This window comes from Streptomyces sp. NPDC037083 (assembly GCF_055606485.1).
The window spans coordinates 33,724-56,529 of sequence record NZ_JBVJSQ010000011.1; the positions used below are offsets into that span (position 1 = coordinate 33,724).

The following is a 22,806-nucleotide window of genomic DNA, read 5'->3' on the forward strand; positions in this document are numbered from 1 at the left end:
GTGACGCGACGAACGGACTGGGCCGATTACGTCTACCCCGACGTCCCCCGTGAGGAGGAGAGCGGGATCGACGACGGCCCTGCCCAGGACGGCGACGACCGGTCGGACGGCGTCCGGCGCCGGAGCGAGCGGGCGGACGGCGACGCCCGGCCCCGAGGCGGCCGGGCACGGCGCGGCGGCGAAGGCGGTCCACGTGGCGGGCGTGGGCGCCGTCGGCGCGGCTTCGGAGAACCGTCCGCCGAGGACGAAGACGCCGCTTCCTCGTCGAGGGCCGAGCAGGGGGCGTCTTCAGGGGACCCGGCTGAGCGGGCACGGGCGATCTGCCTGCGCCTGCTCACCGGGACCCCGCGCACGCGGAAGCAACTCGCCGACGCCCTGCGCAAACGGGAGATCCCGGACGATGTGGCGGAGGAGGTGCTCTCGCGGTTCGAGGAGGTCGGGCTGATCAACGACAGCGCCTTCGCGGACGCCTGGGTGGAGTCCCGTCACCACGGCAGGGGACTGGCCCGGCGCGCGCTAGCCCAGGAACTGCGGACCAAGGGCGTCGACTCGGCGCTGATCGACGAGGCCGTCTCCCAGCTCGACTCCGATCAGGAGGAGGAGACGGCGCGCGAACTCGTCGCCCGCAAGCTGCGCTCGACCCGCGGACTCGACCGCGACAAGCGACTGCGTCGCCTGGCGGGCATGCTCGCGCGCAAGGGCTACCCCGAGGGCATGGCCCTGCGCGTGGTCCGGCAGGCGCTGGAGGAAGAGGGCGAGGAAACGGAGTTCCTGGAGGGCGACGCGTTCTGAGCCCGTCGAGGACCGAAGACGGACTGGGCCCGCCCGCCGCGACCCGCTACGGCGTCACCGGGAGCCCGGCCGCCTTCCACGCCTGGAAACCGCCGACCAGGTCGGTGGCCCGGTGCAGCCCCAGCTGGTGCAGCGACGCCGCGGCGAGGCTCGACGCGTAGCCCTCGTTGCAGATCACGATCGCCCGCACGTCGTGCCCCGTGGCCTCGGGAAGACGATGACTGCCTTGGGGGTCGAGACGCCACTCCAGCTCGTTGCGCTCGACGACCAGGGCGCCGGGGATCAGACCGTCCCGCTCGCGCAGGGCCGCGTAGCGGATGTCGACCAGCAGCGCCCGGCCCGCGCGAGCGTCCTCGTAGGCCTCCCGCGCCTCCACGCGCGCGTACCCGGAACGTACTCGTTCGAGCAACTCGTCTATGCCCAGGGGGCGTTGGCCGTCCGCCCGACGGTCCTGAGATGCGTTCGCGCCGCTCACTGCCAGTCCTCCGGACGTTCGACCTGCTCCAGCCGCAACACGTGACCCGTGCGGCTGTAGCGGCGGATGCGCGGCAGCGGCGGGTAGTAGGCGTGCACGGACACCGCGTGCTCCTCGGTGGACTCGTTGAGGACCTCATGGACGTGGTGGCGGCCGAAGGATCGGCCACGGCCGGCGGTGAGGGAGCGTTCCCGGTCGATGCCGTCCGCGAGTTCCAGGGTCTTCCAGCCGTCGGTGGGTAGCCGCGCGTTGAGCGAGTACTCCTTCAGCGCCCCCCGGGCGGTCAGGAAGGCGCCCACCGAGTCGGCGTGGTCGTGCCAGCCGGTGCCCGAGCCGGGCGGCCAGCCGATCAGCCAGGCCTCGCTGCCGCCGGGGCCCTCCAGACGGACCCAGGTGCGGCCCTCGGGGTCGAGGGGCAGTGAGGAGATGAGCTCGGCATCGGCGGCCGTGCGTCGGACGAAGTCGAGGAGGTCCGCCTGCGTCGGCGCGGCGACGGCGGCGGGCAGGGAGGGGGAGACAGACACGGGTACCGTCCGGTGAATGTTCGCGGGGAGGCGCGCAGGCGGGCGCACGAGCGCGGATGCGCAGCGGCGGCGCGCGCCGATGGGACAGGGGATGCGAATTCAGCAGGACGGACGACACACGCAGCCCGCATAGCGGACGAGGTCCATATGGACCCTCCGCCACAGGCGCACATCGGTGTCGGTCACGATCCGGAGTACACCACGCCGGTCCACCTCGGTCAACTCACTGTCACCATGTGGACCGCACAGTGACAGTCAGTACGGCTGTGGGGTTGCGGCTGCGGACCTGCGGACCTGCGGACCTGCGGACCTGCGGGGTTGCACGGCTGTGGGGGCGTGCGGCTAAGGGGCCTGCGGGGTTGTGCGGCTGTGGGGGCGTGCGGCTAAGGGGCCTGCGGGGTTGTGCGGCTGTGGGGGGTGTGCGGCTATCGGCCTGTGGGTTTGCCGGGGCGCGTAGTGGCGAGGTCGAGGTTGCGCGATGGCTCGGTCGTCCGGGGGAGCGGGGTGCGGTCGCGCTCCCCCCGACGTCACTTCGCCGCGGTGCCCGCCGCCGCCCCCGCCGCGGACGTCGCCTGCGCCCTCGCCGGGCCTCCCACGGCCGCTTCCGCCGCGGCGTACAGATCGGCCGGGCGCACTCCGTTGAGCGCGGTGACCAGATGGCCGTCCGGCCGGATCAGCAGGACGGTGTGGGCGGCCGCGCCCGGATAGCTCTCCGCCACCAGCAGTTCGGCCGGGCTCGGCAGGGCGGTCACCGCGGCGGCGAGCCGTGGCATGATCCCGGCGCCCACCCAGTGCCGGCGCTCCCACACGCCGGTGCCCGGCGCGATCAACAGGACGAGCAGCGCGCCCCGCCCGAGGCGGTCCCGCAGCTGGACGAACGTGCCGTCCTCCGCCGTCACGCGAACGTCCTGGACCTGCGCGCCGGGGGGTGTGCCCACCGGCACCTCCGCGTCGAGACGACGGGGCGCGAGAGGGGAGCCCTCGTAGCCGCCGGGCGCGCCGAGGGGGCCGCGCCCCAGGTGGCCGTCGGTGAGCAGCACGTCGTGACCGCGGGCCGCGCCGGGCACGTACGCCCTTATGCCACCGCCGCCGCGCAGCAGCGGCAGCGCCTGGTCGGCGGCGCGCAGCCGGGCGGAGACGGCCGCGCGCCGCTCCTCCTGGTAGCTGTCGAGCAGTGTCTCGTGCCGCCCGTGGTGCCAGGCCAGCGCGAGTTTCCAGGCGAGGTTGTCGGCGTCGCGCAGGCCCTCGTCGAGGCCCTGCGCGCCGAACGCGCCCAGCAGGTGCGCGGCGTCCCCGGCGAGGAAGACCCGCCCCACGCGCCAGCGGCGGGCCAGCCGGTGGTGCACGGTGTGGACGCCGGTGTCCAGCAGCTCGTAGGCGGGCGTGGAGCCGCCGCTCCAGCCTGTCAGGGTCTCGCGGACACGGGCGACCAGCAGTTCGGGCGTGACGAGGTCCTTGCCCGGCGGCAGCAGCCAGTCCAGTCGCCAGACGCCGTCCGGCAGCGGACGTCCGGTGACTTCCCCGGCAGAGGGGCCGGTCGTCCGCCACGGCGGCGTCCGATGGAGCAACGCCTCGTCCGCCCACGGAAGTTCCGCGCGCAGGGCGGCCACGGCGTGTCGTTCCACCGCGGTACGGCCGGGAAAGCGGATGTCGAGGAGCTTGCGGACGGTGGAGCGCGGACCGTCGCACCCGACCAGGTGACTGCCACGCCACCAGGTGCCCTTGGGGCCGCGCGTGTGGGCCGTGACGCCGGAGGGCTCCTGTTCGACACCGTCCAGCCGGCTGTCCACGACGATCTTCACCAGCCGCTCGCCCTCGAGCGCGGCGCGCAGGGCGCCGGTCAGCACGTGTTGGGCGATGTGCAGGGGAGCGGGGTCGGCGGTTTCGAGGGTGTCGTCGAACGCGACCTCGCGGATCACCTGCTTGCGGCGCATCGACCGCCATCCGGCCCAGCGCAGCCCGGCCCGGTCGAGGGGGGCTCCGGTCAGCCGTGCCATGAGGGCCGCGGTGTCCTCGCGCAGTACGACCGTGCGCGCGAGCCGCGGTTCGTCCTTGCCGGGGCCCTCGTCGAGGACCACGGACGGCACCTGCTGACGCGCCAGCGCCAGGGCGAGCGTGAGCCCCACCGGCCCCGCTCCGACGATGATCACCGGGTCCACGGCGCGGCGCTCCCTGCCTTCGACGGTGTCCTCGCGGGCTTGAGTGAACAACAGGGTGGAGCAGGGTGCACGATCACAGAACGTATGCAACCCATTGTCGTTGTTTGCGTCAAGCGACGGAAGGCAGCGGCGCGCCCGCCACTGCCTTCCGTACCAGTCAGGTTCCTTGAGCGTGTGTCAGATGCCGCCTCCGGCGCCGGTGCCGTAGGTGCCGCCGACCTCTGCCGCGTTCAGCTCGTCGACCTTGTCGGCGCCGAGGACCGCGCCCGTGCTGCGCTTGCTGCGCCGCAGGTAGCGCTCCAGCCAGCCGGCGAAGCTGGTGATGATGAAGTTCAACAGGATGAACATCACCGCGACCACGATGAAGCTCGGAACGACGTTGGCGTAGTTGGCCGCGAGCGTGCCGCGCGAGTTGAGCAGCTCGGTGAAGCCGATCATCACACCGCCCAGCGCCGTGTCCTTCACGATGACCACCAGCTGGCTGACGATCGCCGGGAGCATCGCGGTGACCGCCTGAGGGAGCAGGATGCTGCTCATCGTCTGCCCCTTGCGCAGACCGATGGCGTACGCGGCCTCCGTCTGGCCCTTGGGCAGGGAGAGGATGCCGGCCCGGACGACCTCGGCGAGGACTGCCGCGTTGTAGAGCACCAGACCGGTGACGACGGCGTAGAAGGGGCGGTCCTCGCTGCCGACGTCGGTGTAGCGGGAGTAGAACTCGTTGGCGAACAGCATCAGCAGCAGCACCGGGATGGCCCGGAAGAACTCCACCACCGTGCCGGCCGCGCCGCGCACCCAGCGGTGGTCGGAGAGGCGGGCGATGCCGAAGACGGCGCCCAGCGGAAGGGCGATCACCATGGCGAGCGCCGCTGCCTTCAGGGTGTTGGCGAGGCCGGGCAGCAGGTAGGTCGTCCACGCCTCGGACTCGATGAAGGGCTTCCACAGCGCGGAGGTGAGCTGGTCCTTGTCCTCCATCTTCTGCCACACCCACCACAGGAGGAGGGCGAGCAGGACGGTGAAGAGCACCGAGAAGAGGACGTTGCGCCGCTTGGCGCGAGGTCCGGGAGTGTCGTACAGGACCGAGGTCATCGCTTCACCGCCAGTCGCTTGCTGAGCCAGCCGAGGATGAGGCCGGTCGGCAGGGTCAGAACCACGAACCCGAACGCGAAGACCGCGCCGATGAGCAGCGTCTGCGCCTCGTTCTCGATCATCGTCTTCATCAGGTAGGCGGCCTCGGCGACGCCGATGGCGGCCGCCACCGTGGTGTTCTTGGTCAGCGCGATCAGGACGTTGGCCAGCGGTCCGATGACCGAGCGGAAGGCCTGCGGCAGCACGATGAGCCTCAGGGTCTGACTGAAGCTCAGGCCGATGGCCCGGGCCGCCTCCGCCTGACCGAGCGGCACGGTGTTGATGCCGGAGCGGATCGCCTCGCACACGAAGGCCGCGGTGTAGCCGACCAGGCTGAGCACGGCCAGCCGGAAACCCTGGACGTCGAAGTCGTCGCTCCCCATGGTCATGCCGAAGATGTCCGCGAGGCCGAGCGAGCTGAACAGGATGATGACCGTCAGGGGGATGTTCCGGACGATGTTGACGTAGACGGTGCCGAACCCGCGCATCAGCGGGACCGGGCTCACTCGCATCGCGGCCAGCAGGGTGCCCCAGATCAGGGAGCCCACGGCGGAGATGACGGTGAGCTTCACCGTCATCCAGAACGCCCCTAGGACGTCGTAACCTTCAAGAAAGTCGAACACGATCTCCCGCGCTTCCGGGTGGGTGGCGTATGAGGAGGGCGGGGCGCGCCGCCGCCGTGATCGCGACGGACGGCGGCGCACCGCAGGAACCCCGCTATGGCTGAGCTCTGGTTACGAGGGGTTCGGAACGACGACGCCGATCTTCGGGGCCTGCTCGTTCTTGTAGTTCGCCGGGCCGAAGTTGGCCTTCACGGCCTTGTCCCAGGAGCCGTCGCTGACCATCTGCTCGAGCGCCTTGTTGATCTTGTCGACGGTGGCGGTGTCGCCCTTCTTGACGCCGACGCCGTAGTTCTCGTTGCTCAGCTTCAGGCCCGCGAGCTTGAACTTGCCCTTGTACTGCTCCTGGGCGGCGAAGCCGGCGAGGATCGAGTCGTCGGTGGTCACCGCGTCGACGGCGCCGCTCTGCAGGCCGGCGATGCACTCCGAGTAGGAGCTCACCTGCTTGAGCTTCGCGTCCGGGGCGATCGACTTCTGGACGTTCTGCGCCGACGTCGAACCGACCACGGAACACAGCTTCTTGCCGTTGAGGTCCGTGCCCTTGGAGATGTCCGAGTCCGACTTGACCAGCAGGTCCTGGTGGGCCAGCAGGTACGGGCCGGCGAAGTCGACCTTCTTCTTGCGCTCGTCGTTGATCGAGTAGGTGGCCGCGATGAACTTGACGTCGCCGCGCGCGAGGGCGTTCTCGCGGTCGGCGCTCTTGGTCTCGACGAACTCGATCTGGTCCGGCTCGTAGCCGAGCTGCTTGGCGACGTACGTGGCGACGTCCACGTCGAAGCCGGCGAAGGATCCGTCGGGCTTCTTCAGGCCCAGACCGGGCTGGTCGTACTTGATGCCGACCTTGATCTTGCCGCCACCGCCGCCGGCGCTGGCGCTGCTGCTCGTGTCGTCGTCCTTGTTGTCGCCGCCGCACGCGGTGGCGGTCAGGGCGAGGACGAGGGCTGCGGCCGAGGCGGCGGTGACCTTGCGAAGCTTCATGGTGACTTCCTTAAGAAGAGTGGTGAGGTACTGCGGGCGCTGCGGGCTCTGCGGGTTCAGCCAGGGGGCAGATCAGTGGTGAAGGATCTTCGACAGGAAGTCCTTGGCACGGTCGCTGCGCGGATTGCTGAAGAACTGGTCGGGCGCAGCCTCTTCGACGATGCGTCCGTCCGCCATGAACACCACGCGGTTTGCAGCCGATCGTGCGAAACCCATCTCATGGGTGACGACGATCATCGTCATGCCTTCCCGGGCCAGCTGCTGCATGACCTCCAGGACCTCGTTGATCATCTCGGGGTCGAGGGCCGAGGTCGGCTCGTCGAAGAGCATGACCTTCGGGTCCATCGCCAGCGCCCGCGCGATGGCGACGCGCTGCTGCTGGCCGCCGGAGAGCTGCGCCGGGTACTTGTCGGCCTGGGTGCCCACGCCGACCCGGTCGAGGAGGGCGCGTGCGTTCTCCTCGGCCTTCTTCTTGTCGATCTTGCGGACCTTGATCTGGCCCAGCATCACGTTCTCGAGCACCGTCTTGTGCGCGAACAGGTTGAACGACTGGAAAACCATGCCGACGTCGGCGCGCAGCCGGGCCAGCGCCTTGCCCTCCTGCGGGAGGGGCTTGCCATCGATCGTAATCGCGCCCTCGTCGATCGTCTCCAGCCGGTTGATGGTGCGGCACAGGGTCGACTTCCCGGACCCGGAGGGGCCGATGACCACGACGACCTCTCCGCGGGTGATCGTCAGGTCGATGTCCTGGAGAACGTGCAACGCGCCGAAGTGCTTGTTGACGCTCTTCAGGACGACCAGGTCACCGCTCGGTACCGCGTCTTCCTTGGTCACCGATACTTCGGTCATCGCTCGGGGGCTCCGTCCTCCTCGGTTTCGCAGGACAGTAGTGACCCGCCCCGACCAGCGTCATTACATCTGAGGGGAATCTGAGCATCACGATCCGATAGCAATCGGACACACGTCGTAGCACTTGTGACCTGCGGGCGTATCGGCCGGATAACTAAAGGCCCGTGCAACCGGAACCCTCTTGACGGCGTCCTCGTCCATCAGCGTGACTGCCATGATGCACACACGCGTGTGCCCGCATTTTTTCGTGCGTCGCGAAACCGCCCGCCCGTCGGAGTGAGTCAGACCGTATGCCCGAGGAACCGAACCGGAGGAGGCCGGGATGAGACTGCTGCTCGTCGAGGACGACAACCATGTCGCCGCCGCCCTGTCCGCGGTCCTGAAGCGGCACGGTTTCCACGTCACCCACGCGCGCAGTGGCGAGGAAGCGCTGCAGGCGCTCGTCCCGGAGGGCCCCGGCTTCGGGGTCGTCCTGCTCGACCTCGGCCTGCCCGACCAGGACGGGTACGAGGTCTGCGGCAAGATCCGCAAGCGCACCGCCACACCGGTGATCATGGTGACCGCCCGCTCCGACGTGCGCTCCCGCATCCACGGCCTCAACCTGGGCGCCGACGACTACGTGGTGAAGCCGTACGACACCGGGGAGCTGCTCGCCCGCATCCACGCCGTCAGCCGCCGCACCGTCCACGAGGACCCGGCCGCCGAGCAGGAGAGCGGGCTGCGACTGGGGTCCGTGCACATCGAGCTGCCCACCCGCCGGGTCACGGTGGACGGCACGGTCGTCCAGCTCACCCGCAAGGAGTTCGACCTCCTGGCGCTGCTCGCCCAGCGCCCCGGTGTGGTCTTCCGCAGGGAACAGATCATCAGCGAGGTGTGGCGCACCAGCTGGGAGGGGACCGGGCGCACCCTGGAGGTGCACGTGGCCTCGCTGCGCGCCAAGCTGCGCATGCCGGCGCTGATCGAGACCGTGCGGGGCGTGGGCTACCGGCTCGTCACCCCGGCCGCATAGCGGGGACCGGATTGCGTACACGTCTTCTGCCGCTGCTCATCGTCCTGATGGCGGCCGTGCTGCTGGCCCTCGGGGTGCCGCTGGCGATCAGCGTGGCGGGTGCCCAGCAGCAGAAGGTGGTCGTCGACCGCATCGACGACACCGCGCGCTTCGCGGCCCTGGCCCAGTTCGTCACCGCCTCCTCGTCGGGCACGGGCGACTCCACGTCGGCGTCGACCGACGAGCGGCGCGAGACGCTCAGCCGGGAGCTCGCCAGCTACTACGACGTCTACGGCATTCGCGCCGGTGTCTTCTACGGCACCGACACCCCCATGGCTCATGCCCCGCGGGACTGGTACCTCCCCGAAACGGGCGAGGTGCGGGACGCCTTCGAGGAAGCGAAGCTCAGCCGCCGCAGCCATGACCCCCGGCAGGTGTGGCCGTGGCAGCGCAACCGGTTGATCGTGGCCTCGCCGGTGATCCGGGACGGCGACGTCGTCGCCGTCGTCGTCACCGACTCACCCACCGGGCCGATGCGGTCCCGGATCCTGCACGGCTGGCTGACGGTCGGCGCGGGCGAGGTCGCCGCGATGCTGCTGGCCATCGGCGCCGCCCTGCGGCTCACCGGCTGGGTGCTGCGGCCGGTGCGGGTCCTGGACGCCACCACCCACGAGATCGCGAGCGGCCGGCTGAAGTCCCGGGTCGCGGTGGCCGGCGGGCCCCCGGAACTCCGGCGGCTGGCCGGAGCGTTCAACGAGATGGCGGACAACGTCGAGGACGTGCTGGAGCAGCAGCGTGCCTTCGTCGCCGACGCCTCGCACCAGCTGCGCAACCCGCTCGCCGCGCTGCTGCTGCGCATCGAACTGCTGGGGTACGAGCTCCCGGAGGGCAACGAGGAGATCGCCTCAGTCCAGAACGAGGGCAAGCGCCTGGCACAGGTCCTGGACGACCTGCTCGATCTGGCTCTCGCCGAGCACGCCGAGGCCGACCTGCGGGTCACCGACATCGGCGCGCTGGCCGCCGAGCGGGTCGCCGCCTGGGCGCCCACCGCCGAGGCGAAGGGCGTCCGACTGGTGGGCGACTGCCCGCCCACCACGGCGTGGGCCGACCCGGTGACGCTGTCCAGCGCGCTGGACGCCGTCATCGACAACGCCGTGAAGTTCACGCCGGAGGGCGAGCGCGTAGAGGTCGCGGTCGTGGCCGACGGCGACACCTCGACCGTCGTCGTCACGGACAACGGGCCGGGCCTGACCGACGAGGAACTCACGCGCGTGGGCGACCGCTTCTGGCGCAGCGGCCGCCACCAGAACGTCAAGGGCTCGGGTCTGGGGCTGTCCATCTCCCGGGCGCTGCTCGCCGCGGGCGGCGGCTCCCTGTCGTACGCCCACCACGAGCCGAGCGGACTTACGGCGACGGTGTCGGTGCCCCGGTCGCCGACGTCGTAGCGGCAGGCTTCTAGGGCTTGACCGAGCGGTAGTAGCGCCGGGCGCCCTCGTGCAGCTTCAGCGGGTCGGTGTAGATGGCCGTGCGCAGGTCGACCAGCTGGGCCGAGTGCACGTGCGCGCCGATGCCGTCCCGGCTCTTGATCACGGTGCGGGTCAGCCACTCGGTGAGCCGGGGAGCCATGTCCGTGCGGGTGATCAGCAGGTTGGACACCGCGATCGTCGCCACCGTGGAGCCGTTCTGGATGGTGGGGTAGGCCGACTCGGGCATGTTCGTGGCCCGGTAGTAGCCGGTCGAGTCGTCCTGGTCGTGCATCCGGGCGACGAGCTCGGAGCTGATCGGCACGAACCGGAAGGTGAAGGTGTCGGCGAGCTTCTCCAGCCCGGCCGTCGGCACGCCGCCGGACCAGAAGAAGGCGTCGATCTCGCCCCGCTTCAGCTTCTCGGGACCGGTGTCGATGCCCTCCGTCGCGGCCTTGATGTCCTTCTTCGGGTCCAGGCCCGCCGCCCTGAGCACCCGCTCGGCGATCAGTCGCACACCGGAGCGGGGCAGGCCCGTCGCCACGGTCCTGCCCCGGAGGTCGGCGATGGAGCGGATGTCCGAGTCGCGGGGCACCACGAGCTGGACGTAGTCGTCGTACAGCCGGGCCACCCCGCGCAGCCGGGCGGAGGCGCCGGGGTGCTGTGCCTCGTACGTCTGCACGGCGTCGGCCGCGGCGATGGTGAAGTCGGCCTCGCCCGTCGCCACGCGCTCGACGTTCTCCGGCGACCCGTTGCTGGTCGTCAGGTCCACGTTGAGCTCGGGCATGTCCTTGGCGAGCGCGTCGCGCAGCTGGCTGCCGTACTCGTAGTAGACGCCGCTCGTCGTGCCCGTGCTGAAGGTGATCGAACCGCTCGGCGGCTCCTCGCCCAGCGGCAGCAGCCACCACAGCAGCAGCCCCATGGCGACGACGGCGACGGCCGCGCCCCGCAGGACGCCGCGCCTGCCGATACCGGAGAACACCTTGGACATGCCCGCGATCCTGCCAGCCCGTGCGAGGTGCTGACCAGGGCGGGGCCCCCAGGCCCGTGCGGACGGCCCTGTCAGTGGTCGTCGTTACAGTCGGTGCATGAGTTCCTCGCCCGCCGATCTCGTCCGTGAGTTCCACCGTGCCTTCGGGCTCGACGCCCGCAGTACGCCGACGGAGGTGTCCCCCCGACTCGCCGCCCATCGCGGGGAGCTGCTCGCCGAGGAGGCGGCGGAGGTCGCCGAGGTGTCGGTGAGCGGTCCGCTGGACCGGCTCGCGCACGAGCTGGCCGACGTCGTGTACGTCGCGTACGGCACGGCTCTGGTGCACGGGATCGACCTCGACGCGGTTCTCGCCGAGATCCACCGCTCCAACATGACCAAGCTGGGCCCCGACGGCCAGGTCGCCCGCCGTGCCGACGGCAAGGTCCTCAAGGGCGAGTACTACGAGGCGCCCGACGTGTCCGCGGTGCTGCGCCGACAGGGGTGGGCGCCCGGCGTCGCGTGACCCGGCCGCGTCGCCGCGTCGGCCGCGTCGGCTGTGTCGGCGGGGCCGCGAGGACGCCCGGGCCGCGAGGACGCCCGGGCCATCGAGCTTCTGACCGGAGCGGACCGGCGTTGGCCGGCGACGGCGGGGAGCCTTGCGTGCGGTCCGTGCGGTCCGTGCGGTCCGTGCGGTCCGTGCGGTCCGTGCGGTCCGCGCACCCGGGTGGCCTTCGCCGTCCACGATCGCGCCTCCCCCGTCCGCCTCAGTCGTCCACCGGTGTCTGGGTCCGCGCCTCGGGCAGGCGCTCCGGTGTGCCGTCCCCGGCTCCGTCCCGAGGCTCCCGGCGCTGTGCCCACCACGCCGCCAGCGGCTCCGTGTAGCGGGCGGTGAGGGGGCCCATGACGACCGGGATCAGCACGTACGCCGTCGCGAGCGGTCCGAGGGACGGCTCGATTCCGGCAGTGACCGCCAGTCCGGCGATGACGATCGAGAACTCCCCGCGTGCCACCAGCGCGCCGTCGGCCCGCCAGCGCCCCTTGACCGAGATCCCGGACCGCCGGGCCGCCCAGTAACCGGTGGCGATCTTCGTCGCGGCGGTGACGACCGCCAGCGCGAGGGCCGGCAGCAGGACGGGCGGGATGCTCGCCGGGTCGGTGTGCAGCCCGAAGAAGACGAAGAAGACGGCGGCGAACAGGTCCCGCAGCGGGCTCAGCAGGGTGTGCGCGCCCTCGGCGACCTCCCCGGACAGCGCGATGCCCACCAGGAATGCCCCGACCGCCGCGGACACCTGCAGCTGCTGCGCCACGCCCGCGACCAGGATCGTCAGGCCCAGCACGACCAGGAGCAGCTTCTCCGGATCGTCGCTCGACACGAAACGCGAGATGACCCGGCCGTACCGCAACTGGACTCCGCTGCCGACCGGGACCTGGTCGAGGCGTGCCGGGCGGTCGTGCGCGGCGAGCCGTTCATCTACCCGGGCGCGGAGCGGGCGCTCGTCCGCTCGTACCTGGACCGGCTGCACCGCGGCGGCGACGTCGACGGCCGGCCCGAACGGCCCATCACCGAGCGCGAGGAGGAAATACTCAAGCTCGTGGCCGAGGGCCACACATCAAGGGAGATCGGCGCGCTGATCTTCATCAGCGCCAAGACGGTCGCACGGCACCGCGCCACCCTCCTGCACAAGCCAGGCATGCGCGACCGTCTGGAACTCACCCGCTACGCGATCCGCGCCGGCCTGATCGACCCCTGAGGCCGGGTGCGGGCCCGTGAGCGGAGGGGCGGCGGGCGTTCTCCGCGGAGCGCCTACCCTTGAGCCATGACCAGCAGCAGCGACCGGAGCCTCGCAGTGGACGTCCAAGCCCCCAAGAGCTACGAAATCCGCACGTACGGGTGCCAGATGAACGTCCATGACTCCGAGCGATTGTCCGGGCTGCTCGAGGAGGCCGGGTACGTGCGGGCCCCCGAGGGGTCGGACGGCGACGCGGACGTCGTCGTCTTCAACACCTGCGCGGTGCGCGAGAACGCCGACAACCGGCTCTACGGCAACCTCGGCCGGCTCGCGCCGCGGAAGGCGAGCCGGCCCGGGATGCAGATCGCGGTCGGCGGCTGTCTCGCGCAGAAGGACCGCGACACCATCGTGAAGAAGGCGCCCTGGGTGGACGTCGTCTTCGGCACGCACAACATCGGCAAGCTGCCCGTCCTGCTGGAACGCGCGCGCGTGCAGGAAGAGGCGCAGGTCGAGATCGCCGAGTCGCTGGAGGCCTTCCCCTCCACCCTGCCGACGCGGCGCGAGAGCGCCTACGCGGCCTGGGTGTCGATCTCCGTCGGCTGCAACAACACGTGCACCTTCTGCATCGTCCCGGCCCTGCGCGGCAAGGAGAAGGACCGCCGCACCGGCGACATCCTCGCCGAGATCGAGGCGCTGGTCGCCGAGGGCGTCTCCGAGATCACCCTGCTCGGCCAGAACGTCAACGCCTACGGCTCCGACATCGGCGACCGCGAGGCTTTCAGCAAGCTGCTGCGCGCCTGCGGGCAGATCGAGGGCCTGGAGCGCGTCCGCTTCACCTCTCCGCATCCGCGCGACTTCACCGACGACGTCATCGCCGCCATGGCCGAGACGCCCAACGTGATGCCGCAGCTGCACATGCCCCTGCAGTCGGGCTCGGACACGGTCCTGAAGGCGATGCGCCGCTCCTACCGGCAGGAGCGCTACCTCGGGATCATCGAGAAGGTCCGCGCCGCCATCCCGCACGCGGCGATCACCACCGACATCATCGTGGGCTTCCCCGGCGAGACCGAGGAGGACTTCGAGCAGACCCTGCACGCGGTCCGCGAGGCCCGCTTCGCGCAGGCGTTCACCTTCCAGTACTCCAAGCGGCCCGGCACCCCGGCCGCGACCATGGAGGACCAGATCCCCAAGGAGGTCGTGCAGGCGCGCTACGAGCGTCTCGTCGCCCTGCAGGAGGAGATCTCCTGGGAGGAGAACAAGAAGCAGGTCGGCCGCACCCTGGAGCTGATGGTGGCCGAGGGCGAGGGCCGCAAGGACGGCGCCACCCACCGCCTCTCCGGCCGCGCCCCCGACAACCGCCTGGTCCACTTCACCAAGCCGGAGCAGGAGGTGCGGCCCGGTGACGTGGTGACGGTCGAGATCACCTACGCCGCTCCGCACCACCTCCTGGCCGAGGGCGACGTCATCGACGTGCGCCGCACGCGCGCGGGGGACGCCTGGGAGAAGCGCACCGCGGAGAAGGCGGCGAAGCCGGCCGGCGTCCTGCTCGGTCTGCCCAAGATCGGTGTGCCCGCGCCGCTTCCGGTGGCCACGGGCAGCGGCTGCGGCTGCGACTGACCCGGCCGGGACGGGCCCGGCCGACGGTCCCCCGGTACACGGGGGCAGGCGACGATGCCCCCGGTACACCGGGGCGGGCGCCACGCCCGGTGGACGGGGCGGGAGCCCGTGGTCGGGCGCGGCCCACGGGGTTACCCTGCCGATCATGCTTGTCGCCGCCGCAGTCTGCCCCTGTCCGCCCCTCCTCGTGCCGGAGGTGGCCGCGGGCGCCGCTCCCGAGCTGGACGCCGCCCGTAGCGCCTGCTCCGACGCGCTGGCCGTGCTGGCCGCCGCCAGGCCGGACCGGCTCGTGGTCGTGGGCCCCGCCGATGAGGCGGGGCGCGGCCCGCATCCGCAGGGCGCGCGGGGTTCGTTCCGCGGCTTCGGCGTGGACCTCTCGGTGCGGCTGGGCCGCGGCGACGGGGACGCGCCGACCGACCGCGACCTTCCGCCGTCCCTCGCCGTCGGCGCCTGGTTGCTGGAACGGACCGGGTGGTCGGCCTCCCCGGTCGAGGGGCTCGGCGTGGGGGAGCCGCTCGCGACCGCACGGTGCGTCGAGGCGGGAAGGCAGATCGGCGCGGCGCCCGGACGGGTCGCCCTGTTGGTGATGGGCGACGCCAGCGCGTGCCGGACGCTCAAGGCGCCCGGCTATCTCGACGAGCGCGCCGCGCCCTTCGACGCGGAGGTCGCGCGGGCGCTCGGCGCGGCGGACCTGGCGGCCCTCAGGGCACTCGACTCCGCGCTGGCGCAGGACCTCAAGGCCTCGGGCCGGGCGCCCTGGCAGGTGCTCGCGGGTGCCGCCGAGAACGCCGGGCTCACCGGCGCGCTGTTGTACGAGGACGCGCCGTACGGCGTGGGATACATGGTCGCGACCTGGTCCTAGCGGTCTGGGCCTCACCACCACAGGGCCGCACTGTCACAGGGCCGCAACCGCCGCACCGCCGCAGGGATGCACGGCTGCGGGGCCGGAGGGTCTCGGACGGCGGACGGCGGACGGCGGACGGCGGACGGCCGCGAGCGTTCCCGCTCCGCGGCCGTCCGCCGTCCGACAACCGGTCAGGAAGCCGGCGGGGGGTTCGGCGGGACGAACGTGTCGCCGCCGCCAGTGGAGCGCTCGTCCTTGTGTGCGAGCCGGTCCATGGCCCCCTTGGCCTTGTCGGTGCCCGTATGGATCTTGTCGCTGTATTTGCCCTTGGTCCTGTGATCGACGGCCTGGGCGGCCTTGTCGAGACCGTGATGGACCTTGTCTCCGTGCTGGTGCGCGAGGTCCGAGACCTTGCCCTTGGCCGGAGCCAGCCTGGCCTTCAAATTGTCCATGAGACCCATGGGTCACCTTCCCTGGCGGGTGGGTTACGTGCGGGCGCCCTCGTCGGCCTCGCTGTCGGCCGTCTCCTCGGCGGACTGCTGGTGGGGGATCTCGACGCCGTCGGCGGCGGCGGGCTCCTCGGCCGGCCCCGTACCCGTCACCGTGTGCGTGACGTCCCCGGCCTCGGCCCCCTCCTTCGGGGCCTCGGCGGTCTGCTCCGCCTCGGCGCCGTCGTGCGGCGCGTCGGCCGAGGAATCGGCGGCGACGGCCGCCTCCTCCGTCGCAGGCTCCTCCAAGGACTTCGACCTCCGGAAAAGTCGCGCCAAAACGCCCATATCAACTCCATACGGTACTCGTGCGGGCGAAATCCCGCGTCGTCCGGTGCGTCCGTTCGCGCCACCGGGGGGCGCCGCCCCGCGAAGGGCGACGGGAATCCCGCAACGGGCAACGACCTCGGACGGACGCCGTCACGTAACTCGTTCGAGGGCGGGGCCGACGTTTGCGAGACTGGTCCCGTGAGAAGCGCACCCCCCGCCCCCCGCGTCATCGCCGTCGTCGGACCGACCGCAGCAGGAAAGTCCGATCTGGGCGTATTCCTGGCACAGCGGCTCGGCGGCGAGGTCGTCAACGCCGACTCCATGCAGCTCTACCGAGGGATGGACATCGGCACCGCCAAGCTGACGCCCGAGGAGCGCGCCGGCGTCCCGCACCACCTCCTGGACGTCTGGGACGTCACGGTCACCGCCTCCGTCGCCGAGTACCAGCGGCTGGCGCGCGAAAGGATCGACGCCCTGCTCGCCCAGGGCCGCTGGCCGATCCTCGTCGGCGGCTCCGGGCTGTACGTCCGCGGCGCCGTCGACAACCTGGAGTTCCCCGGTACCGACCCCGAGGTCCGCGCCCGGCTCGAGGAGGAGCTCACACTGCGCGGTTCGGGCGCGCTGCATGCCCGGTTGGCCGCCGCCGACCCCGAGGCCGCCCAGGCGATCCTGCCCGGCAACGGCCGCCGCATCGTCCGGGCCCTCGAGGTGATCGAGATCACCGGCAAGCCGTTCACGGCCAACCTGCCCGGTCATGACTCCGTCTACGACACGGTCCAGATCGGGGTGGACGTGGCGCGTCCCGAACTCGACGAGCGCATCGCCCGCCGCGTCGACCGGATGTGGGACGCGGGGCTCGTGGACGAGGTCCGCGCGCTGGAGGCGCGGGGCCTGCGCGAGGGGCGTACGGCCTCGCGCGCGCTCGGCTACCAGCAGGTCCTGGCGGCCCTGAGCGGTGAGTGCACCGAGGCCGAGGCGCGCGACGAGACCGTGCGTGCCACCAAGCGCTTCGCGCGCCGTCAGGATTCCTGGTTCAGGCGCGATCCGCGGGTGCACTGGTTGAGTGGGGCCGCGGCCGACCTCACGGAACTTCCGGAACTCGCGCTGGCGTTCGTGGAGCGACCGGTCACAGCCTGATCACGTCATGGCATCGGGACGCCCAGCCCGTCATCCGGGCCTCCGACGCCGTGCCATCATCGAGCTTCGATCGACCAAGTGGAGTCCGAGTTGGGAGGGCGCGTGGCGATGGAGGCCGGCCCTCGCGACACCGCACAAGGCACCGAGCACCGCATCACCGGAAGCGGTGAACCGGAGCCCGAGGAAGCCCGTCTGAGCCCCGACGGGCCGGACGAGGACGACACCCAGGGCGGTGTGACCGACGACGGTCCCGAGCCCGAGGAGATGTTCTCGAGCGGCCCCGAGGTCGAGGTCGAGCTGCGCCCGCAGCGCCGGCTGCGGATCTGGCAGCTCGCGCCCATCGTGGCCCTGGCAGCCAGCGGCTCGCTGATGTTCGCCTTCCCGCTCGCCTTCGACTTCGGCGACAGCGGGGCCATGATCGCCATGCTCGGGCTGCTGATCTGCTCCTGCGCCGCCGGCTGGGGCATGATGGCCGCGCGCCGCGTCGGTTACACGTGGCCCGGCCTGCCCCAGCGCGGCTCCGGGCGCCGCCCCGACTGGCGGGTCGTCCTCGCCTACGTCGTGATGGTCGCGGCGGTGGTGGCGCTGGCAGTCTGGCGGGTCGCCCGGCTCCGCTGAGCCCCACGCGCGCGTGCGGCCCTCGGTTTCCGGCCCCGGGCCCGGTGTCGGCGCCACCCCGTACGATCGAGGGATGAGCACGCGGATCGCCTTCCTCAAGGGGCACGGCACCGAGAACGACTTCGTGATCGTTCCGGACCCCGACAACGCCCTCGACCTCCCCCCGGCCGCCGTCGCCGCCCTGTGCGACCGACGCGCGGGCATCGGCGGTGACGGGCTGCTGCACGTCGTGCGGTCCGCCGCCCACCCCGAGGCGAAGGACATGGCGGCCGAGGCGGAGTGGTTCATGGACTACCGCAACGGCGACGGCTCGATCGCCGAGATGTGCGGCAACGGAGTCCGGGTCTTCGCCCGCTACCTGCAACACGCCGGTCTCGTGGCCGAGGGGGACCTGGCGGTCGCCACGCGCGGGGGCGTCAAGAGCGTCCACCTCGCGAAGGAGGGGGACGTCACCGTCGGCATGGGCAGGGCCCGCCTCCCCGAAGGGGACGTCACGGTGAGCGTCGGCGAGCGCAGCTGGCCCGCGCGCAACGTCAACATGGGCAACCCGCACGCCGTCGCCTTCGTCGACGACCTCGCGCACGCAGGCGACCTGTTCGCCCCGCCGCCCTTCAGTCCCGCCGCCGCCTACCCGGGCGGCGTCAACGTCGAGTTCGTGGTCGACCGCGGCCCGCGGCACGTCGCCCTGCGCGTGCACGAGCGCGGAGCGGGCGAGACCCGTTCGTGCGGCACGGGCGCGTGCGCCGTCGCCGTGGCGGCCGCGCGCAGGGACGGCGCGGACCCGGCGGTCACCGGGATGCCGGCCACCTACACCGTGGACGTGCCCGGCGGACGTCTGGTGATCACCGAGCGGCCCGACGGGGAGATCGAGATGACCGGGCCCGCAGTGATCGTCGCCACAGGGGAGATCGATCCCGAGTGGCTGGAAAAAGTCGTCCGCTGATCCGGGAGCGGCTTGGTATCGGAGGGCGGGACGGCCTGGAAGCATGCCGGAGCCGCCTCAGGGTCGATCCCTGGGTTCGAATGCCCGACCGGCGTCAGGATGGGTGGCTCGAAAACGTAAACTCCCGGACCATCGCTCGAATGGGTGATCCGTTTCACGCTCGGCGAGAGGCGGCCGGTCGGGCGTGATGGGCTCGGTAGCATCAAGCACCGGCCCGGACGGGGGACCGTTACCAGTCCCCTGAGCCGTGTCCGCCCTGGGACACCCCGTCCGCCGGTCCACGCAGCCGGAGGTGCCCATGAGTGCGGAGGCCACGAACCCTGCGACCCCAGGCCCGGTAGCGCCGGCCACGCCCCGCAGGCGCAGCCGTCCCCGGATCGACCTGCGTCGCCTGGTCGGTGCCGCGCTGCTCGGCCCCGCCTCGCGCGGCCGGCTGCCGGACGCGATCGGCCATGTCGTCGAGGTCCACCGCGCCCACCACCCCGACGCCGACCTCGAAATCCTGCGCCGCGCCTACCTGCTCGCCGAGTCCTCGCACCGCGGCCAGATGCGCAAGAGCGGCGAGCCCTACATCACCCACCCGCTCGCCGTGACCCTCATCCTCGCCGAACTCGGCGCGGAGACCACGACCTTGACCGCCTCGCTGCTCCACGACACCGTCGAGGACACCGATGTGACGCTCGATCAGGTCGGCGAGCAGTTCGGCGCCGAGGTGCGCTATCTCGTCGACGGCGTCACCAAGTTGGAGAAGGTCGACTACGGCGCCGCCGCCGAGCCCGAGACCTTCCGCAAGATGCTCGTCGCCACCGGCAACGACGTCCGCGTGATGTCGATCAAACTCGCCGACCGGCTGCACAACATGCGCACCCTGGGCGTGATGCGCCCCGAGAAACAGGCGCGCATCGCCAAGGTGACCCGGGACGTCCTCATCCCGCTCGCCGAACGCCTCGGCGTCCAGGCCCTCAAGACCGAGCTGGAAGACCTCGTCTTCGCGATCCTGCACCCCGAGGAGTACGAGCGCACGCGCGAGCTGATCGTCGAGAACGCCTCCCGCGCGGACGACCCCCTCGCGGACTTCGCCGAGGCGATGCGCGCGGTCCTGCGCGACGCCGACATCCAGGCCGAAGTCCTCATCCGCCCGCGGCACTTCGTCTCCGTGCACCGCGTCTCCCGCAAGCGCGGACGGATGCGCGGTTGCGACTTCGGCCGCCTGCTGGTGCTGGTGAACGAGGACGCCGACTGTTACGCCGTCCTGGGCGAACTGCACACCTGTATGACGCCGGTGGTCTCGGAGTTCAAGGACTTCATCGCCGTCCCCAAGTTCAACCTGTACCAGTCGCTGCACACCGCGGTCGCCCGCGAGGACGGCCAGGTCGCCGAAGTCCTCATCCGCACGCACCAGATGCACAAGGTCGCGGAGGCCGGCGTGGTCGCGCTCGGCAATCCCTACACGGCCCCCGCCGAGGAGCACGCCCGGCAGACAGGCGCGGCCGACGAGGAGCGCGTCGACCCCACCCGGCCCGGTTGGCTCTCCCGCCTCCTGGACTGGCAGGAGGCCGCGCCCGACCCCGACACCTTCTGGTCCACCCTGCGCGAGGACCTCGCCCAGGACCGCGAGATCACCGTCTTCCGGCCGGACGGCGGCACCCTCGGCCTGCCCGACGGCGCGACCTGCGTCGACGCCGCCTACGCGCAGTACGGCGAGGACGCCCACGCCTGTATCGGCGCCCGGGTGAACGGCCGCCTGGCAACCCTCAGCACGGTGCTGCGGGACGGCGACACCGTGCAGCTCCTGATGGGCCAGGATCCGGCCTCGGAGCCGTCCCGGGAGTGGCTGGAGCACGCCCACACCCCGGCGGCCCGGATCGCCATCCAACGGTGGCTGGCGACGCACCCGGCGCCCGCCGAGGACGAGGGCGAGGTACGCGCGGAGTCCCCCGGAGCGGCCAGGGCCGCCGAGGCGACGGCGCGGGCCACCGCGGACGCCTCCGGAGCCGAAGCGCCCGCACCCCGGCCCGGCGCCGCCATCACGGTCGTCGACCGGCCCGACGCCACCGTGCGGCTCGCCGGGTGCTGCACGCCCGTACCGCTCGACGAGGTCACCGGCTTCCTCGTACGCGGGGGAGTGGTCACCGTGCACCGCGCGGAATGCGCCGCCGTGGCGCGCATGGCGAGCGCGGGGCGCGAAGAGGTCGACGTGCGCTGGGGCGACACCACCGGCTGCCGGGTCACCCTGGTCGCCGAGTCGTTCGGCCGGCCCCATCTGCTCGCCGACCTCACCGAGGCCATGGCGCTGGAGGGCGCCGAGATCGTCTCCGCGACCGTCGAGCCCCCGAGCCAGCAACGGGTACGCCACACCTACACCGTCCAGCTCCCCGACGCCGCCCACCTGCCGACCCTCCTGCGGGCCATGCGCAACGTGCCCGGCGTGTACGACGTGGGCCGCGCGCAGCACCATGCGCAGGCCTCCGCAGAACCCGCGTAGGCGCCTCCACGCGTGCGTGCGCCGGCGAGCCCCGGTTTTACCCGGGCCGTCCGCCCACACGCGCGTGAGCAACCCGTTCGGGTGGGCCGGGCGCGCGTCGCCGACGCGGCACACGTGCGCGCTGGTAGCGGTGGTGCATGCTCACCCCCCGCCTCCGGCTCAAGTCCGCGCTGCTCGCCTCGGCCGTGTCCGTCTGCCTCGTCGCCGCGAGCGCCCCGGCGGTCCCGCTCGGCGTCGGCGACCGTCTCTTCCCGTACCTGGGCAACCCCGGGTACGACGTCGCGTCGTACGACCTGTCCTTGACCTATTCCGGCACCAACAGCGAGCCCCTCCAGGCGGTCACCACCATCGACGCCTGGACCACGACCGCCCTGGACCGGATCAACCTCGACTTCGCCCACGGCAAGGTCGCCTCGGTCGAGGTCGACGGCAGGCCCGCCGACTTCGCAGGCGCCGGCGACGACCTGGTCGTCACCCCGCAGAGCTCGCTGCCCCCGGGCAGCTGGACACGGATCACCGTGCGGCACACCAGCGATCCCGTGAGCGCCGACGACCGCGACGGCGGCTGGGTCAGGACCGCGGACGGCCTCGCCATGGCCAACCAGGCGGACGCCGCCCACCTGGTCTTCCCGTGCAACGACCACCCCTCCGACAAGGCGATGTTCACCATCCGGATCACCGCCCCCAACGACTACACGGCCGTCGCGGGCGGACTGCCGGCCGGTGTCGAACGGGTCGGCGCGGCCACCACGTGGACGTACCGCACCCAGCACCCCATGGCCACCGAACTCGCCCAGGTCTCCATCGGCCGCTCCACCGTGGTGCACCGTGAGGGGCCGCACGCACTGCCCGTCCGGGACGTCGTGCCCACCAAGGACCGCGACCTGCTCGAACCGTGGCTGGCGAAGACTCCCGCCCAGATCTCCTGGATGGAGGGCAAGGTCGGCCCCTACCCCTTCGAGACGTACGGCCTGCTCATGGCCGAGGCCTCCACCGGGTTCGAACTCGAGACGCAGACCCTCTCCCTCTTCGAACGGGACCTCTTCACCGAGCCCGGCTACCCCAAGTGGTACATCGAGTCGATCATGGTGCACGAACTCTCCCACCAGTGGTTCGGCGACAGCGTCAGTCCGCGCAGCTGGTCCGACCTGTGGCTCAACGAGGGGCACGCCACCTGGTACGAGGCGCTCTACGCGGAGGAGAACGCGGGCGCGGGCCACACCCTGGATGCGCGCATGAAGGCGGCGTACGGCGCCTCCGACCGCTGGCGCGCCGCGGGAGGCCCCCCGGCGCTGCCCAAGGCGCCCAAGCCGGGCCAGAAGATCGGCATCTTCCGCCCCAACGTCTACGACGGCGCGGCCCTCGTCCTGTACGCGCTGCGCCAGGAGATCGGCACCCGCGCGTTCGAGAGCCTGGAACGGGCCTGGGTGCACAACCACCGCGACTCCACGGCCACGACGGCCGACTTCGAGCGCCTCGCCGAGGCGATCTCCGGACGCGACCTGACCCTGTTCTTCAAGGACTGGCTGTACGGCGAGAAGACCCCCGCGATGCCCGGACACCCGGACTGGAAGCCGGCCGCGCCGGTGGCCAAGGGCGAGCCGCAGGCCGCGTCGAAGGCCGCCCTGGCCGCGAAATAAGGCCGTGACGAGACGGGCCGTACCGTGCGACCATCGTGAGGTCGGCGTGGCACGGGACACGGGAATCTCCCGGGGCACTCGTGCGTTGTCC

General features: G+C 71.7%; 22 protein-coding genes and 2 pseudogenes. 12 read left to right on the forward strand and 12 right to left on the reverse strand.

All coding sequences use genetic code 11. From position 1 onward, the window contains the following. Window positions 1-792 (forward strand): recombination regulator RecX, encoded by a 792-nt coding sequence (gene recX / locus ACZ7DE_RS27190; RefSeq protein ID WP_470765583.1) that lies wholly within the window; start codon window positions 1-3, stop codon window positions 790-792. A 46-nt stretch (window positions 793-838) separates the two neighbouring features. Here the strand turns inward: recX and ACZ7DE_RS27195 are convergent, their stop codons facing one another. The 8 genes from ACZ7DE_RS27195 to ACZ7DE_RS27230 all read right to left on the reverse strand — a co-directional run bounded on the left by ACZ7DE_RS27195 (window position 839) and on the right by ACZ7DE_RS27230 (window position 7,522). Then, entirely contained in the window at window positions 839-1,267 is a 429-nt protein-coding gene (locus ACZ7DE_RS27195) for a rhodanese-like domain-containing protein (protein ID WP_470765584.1), read from the reverse strand. Further along, a complete protein-coding gene (locus ACZ7DE_RS27200; RefSeq protein WP_470765586.1) occupies window positions 1,264-1,791 on the reverse strand; it encodes a cupin domain-containing protein in 528 nt (175 codons plus the stop codon). Before ACZ7DE_RS27200 ends, ACZ7DE_RS27195 begins: the two co-directional genes overlap by 4 nt. 99 nt (window positions 1,792-1,890) lie before the next feature. Then, complete coding sequence (locus ACZ7DE_RS27205) at window positions 1,891-2,004, reverse strand: putative leader peptide (RefSeq protein ID WP_470766065.1); 114 nt, start codon at window positions 2,002-2,004, stop codon at window positions 1,891-1,893. A 314-nt stretch (window positions 2,005-2,318) separates the two neighbouring features. Beyond that, window positions 2,319-3,950, reverse strand: a complete 1,632-nt coding sequence (locus tag ACZ7DE_RS27210) for an FAD-dependent monooxygenase (RefSeq protein WP_470766068.1) — start codon at window positions 3,948-3,950, stop codon at window positions 2,319-2,321. Window positions 3,951-4,127: 177 nt separating this feature from the next. After that, window positions 4,128-5,036: an amino acid ABC transporter permease gene (locus tag ACZ7DE_RS27215; RefSeq protein WP_470765588.1), complete on the reverse strand. Its 909-nt coding sequence runs from the start codon at window positions 5,034-5,036 to the stop codon at window positions 4,128-4,130. Further along, a complete protein-coding gene (locus tag ACZ7DE_RS27220) occupies window positions 5,033-5,698 on the reverse strand; it encodes an amino acid ABC transporter permease (protein WP_470765590.1) in 666 nt (221 codons plus the stop codon). The genes ACZ7DE_RS27215 and ACZ7DE_RS27220 overlap by 4 nt, the downstream gene beginning before the upstream one ends. A gap of 111 nt (window positions 5,699-5,809) precedes the next feature. Continuing rightward, window positions 5,810-6,673 (reverse strand): glutamate ABC transporter substrate-binding protein, encoded by an 864-nt coding sequence (locus tag ACZ7DE_RS27225; protein WP_470765592.1) that lies wholly within the window; start codon window positions 6,671-6,673, stop codon window positions 5,810-5,812. Between the two features lie 72 nt (window positions 6,674-6,745). Then, the gene (locus tag ACZ7DE_RS27230) at window positions 6,746-7,522 is read right to left on the reverse strand and encodes an amino acid ABC transporter ATP-binding protein (protein WP_470765594.1); all 777 of its coding nucleotides are present in this window, start codon (window positions 7,520-7,522) and stop codon (window positions 6,746-6,748) included. A gap of 322 nt (window positions 7,523-7,844) precedes the next feature. On the opposite strand from ACZ7DE_RS27230, the gene ACZ7DE_RS27235 reads away from it, so the two are divergent. Next, window positions 7,845-8,531 carry a response regulator transcription factor gene (locus ACZ7DE_RS27235; protein WP_470765596.1) on the forward strand — a complete coding sequence of 229 codons (687 nt, stop codon included), beginning with the start codon at window positions 7,845-7,847 and terminating at the stop codon, window positions 8,529-8,531. An 11-nt stretch (window positions 8,532-8,542) separates the two neighbouring features. Continuing rightward, on the forward strand, window positions 8,543-9,955 hold the full coding sequence (locus tag ACZ7DE_RS27240; protein WP_470765598.1) for a sensor histidine kinase: 1,413 nt from the start codon (window positions 8,543-8,545) through the stop codon (window positions 9,953-9,955). Window positions 9,956-9,965: 10 nt separating this feature from the next. Here ACZ7DE_RS27240 and ACZ7DE_RS27245 read toward each other — a convergent pair whose 3' ends face one another. Next, a complete protein-coding gene (locus ACZ7DE_RS27245) occupies window positions 9,966-10,964 on the reverse strand; it encodes a TAXI family TRAP transporter solute-binding subunit (RefSeq protein ID WP_470765600.1) in 999 nt (332 codons plus the stop codon). Window positions 10,965-11,061: 97 nt separating this feature from the next. Between ACZ7DE_RS27245 and ACZ7DE_RS27250 the strand changes: the two genes are divergently transcribed. Continuing rightward, window positions 11,062-11,466, forward strand: coding sequence for a pyrophosphohydrolase domain-containing protein (locus tag ACZ7DE_RS27250; protein WP_470765601.1), 405 nt, complete (start codon window positions 11,062-11,064; stop codon window positions 11,464-11,466). Between the two features lie 241 nt (window positions 11,467-11,707). On the opposite strand, the pseudogene ACZ7DE_RS27255 reads toward ACZ7DE_RS27250, so the two are convergent. After that, window positions 11,708-12,352 (reverse strand): annotated as a pseudogene (locus ACZ7DE_RS27255) (cation:proton antiporter); the annotation flags it as partial. Here ACZ7DE_RS27255 and ACZ7DE_RS27260 point away from each other — a divergent pair. The 3 genes and pseudogenes from ACZ7DE_RS27260 to ACZ7DE_RS27270 form a co-directional block, all read left to right on the forward strand. Then, window positions 12,347-12,694: pseudogene (locus ACZ7DE_RS27260) on the forward strand (LuxR C-terminal-related transcriptional regulator); the annotation flags it as partial. The pseudogenes ACZ7DE_RS27255 and ACZ7DE_RS27260 overlap by 6 nt on opposite strands. 66 nt (window positions 12,695-12,760) lie before the next feature. Beyond that, window positions 12,761-14,290, forward strand: a complete 1,530-nt coding sequence (miaB, locus tag ACZ7DE_RS27265; RefSeq protein ID WP_470765602.1) for a tRNA (N6-isopentenyl adenosine(37)-C2)-methylthiotransferase MiaB — start codon at window positions 12,761-12,763, stop codon at window positions 14,288-14,290. Between the two features lie 145 nt (window positions 14,291-14,435). Continuing rightward, window positions 14,436-15,152 (forward strand): class III extradiol dioxygenase subunit B-like domain-containing protein, encoded by a 717-nt coding sequence (locus ACZ7DE_RS27270; protein ID WP_470765604.1) that lies wholly within the window; start codon window positions 14,436-14,438, stop codon window positions 15,150-15,152. 173 nt (window positions 15,153-15,325) lie between these two features. Here the strand turns inward: ACZ7DE_RS27270 and ACZ7DE_RS27275 are convergent, their stop codons facing one another. Next, entirely contained in the window at window positions 15,326-15,595 is a 270-nt protein-coding gene (locus tag ACZ7DE_RS27275; RefSeq protein WP_470765606.1) for an antitoxin, read from the reverse strand. 24 nt (window positions 15,596-15,619) lie between these two features. Beyond that, the gene (locus ACZ7DE_RS27280; RefSeq protein ID WP_470765608.1) at window positions 15,620-15,871 is read right to left on the reverse strand and encodes a hypothetical protein; all 252 of its coding nucleotides are present in this window, start codon (window positions 15,869-15,871) and stop codon (window positions 15,620-15,622) included. Between the two features lie 219 nt (window positions 15,872-16,090). Here ACZ7DE_RS27280 and miaA point away from each other — a divergent pair, with 219 nt between their 5' ends. From miaA to ACZ7DE_RS27305, 5 genes are all read left to right on the forward strand, one after another. Continuing rightward, complete coding sequence (miaA, locus tag ACZ7DE_RS27285; protein WP_470765609.1) at window positions 16,091-17,029, forward strand: tRNA (adenosine(37)-N6)-dimethylallyltransferase MiaA; 939 nt, start codon at window positions 16,091-16,093, stop codon at window positions 17,027-17,029. A 108-nt stretch (window positions 17,030-17,137) separates the two neighbouring features. Further along, complete coding sequence (locus ACZ7DE_RS27290; protein WP_470766070.1) at window positions 17,138-17,647, forward strand: hypothetical protein; 510 nt, start codon at window positions 17,138-17,140, stop codon at window positions 17,645-17,647. A 73-nt stretch (window positions 17,648-17,720) separates the two neighbouring features. Next, complete coding sequence (dapF, locus tag ACZ7DE_RS27295; protein WP_470765611.1) at window positions 17,721-18,590, forward strand: diaminopimelate epimerase; 870 nt, start codon at window positions 17,721-17,723, stop codon at window positions 18,588-18,590. A gap of 298 nt (window positions 18,591-18,888) precedes the next feature. Continuing rightward, a complete protein-coding gene (locus tag ACZ7DE_RS27300) occupies window positions 18,889-21,075 on the forward strand; it encodes a RelA/SpoT family protein (protein ID WP_470765613.1) in 2,187 nt (728 codons plus the stop codon). A gap of 137 nt (window positions 21,076-21,212) precedes the next feature. After that, entirely contained in the window at window positions 21,213-22,715 is a 1,503-nt protein-coding gene (locus ACZ7DE_RS27305) for a M1 family metallopeptidase (protein ID WP_470765615.1), read from the forward strand. Window positions 22,716-22,806 lie beyond the last annotated feature (91 nt).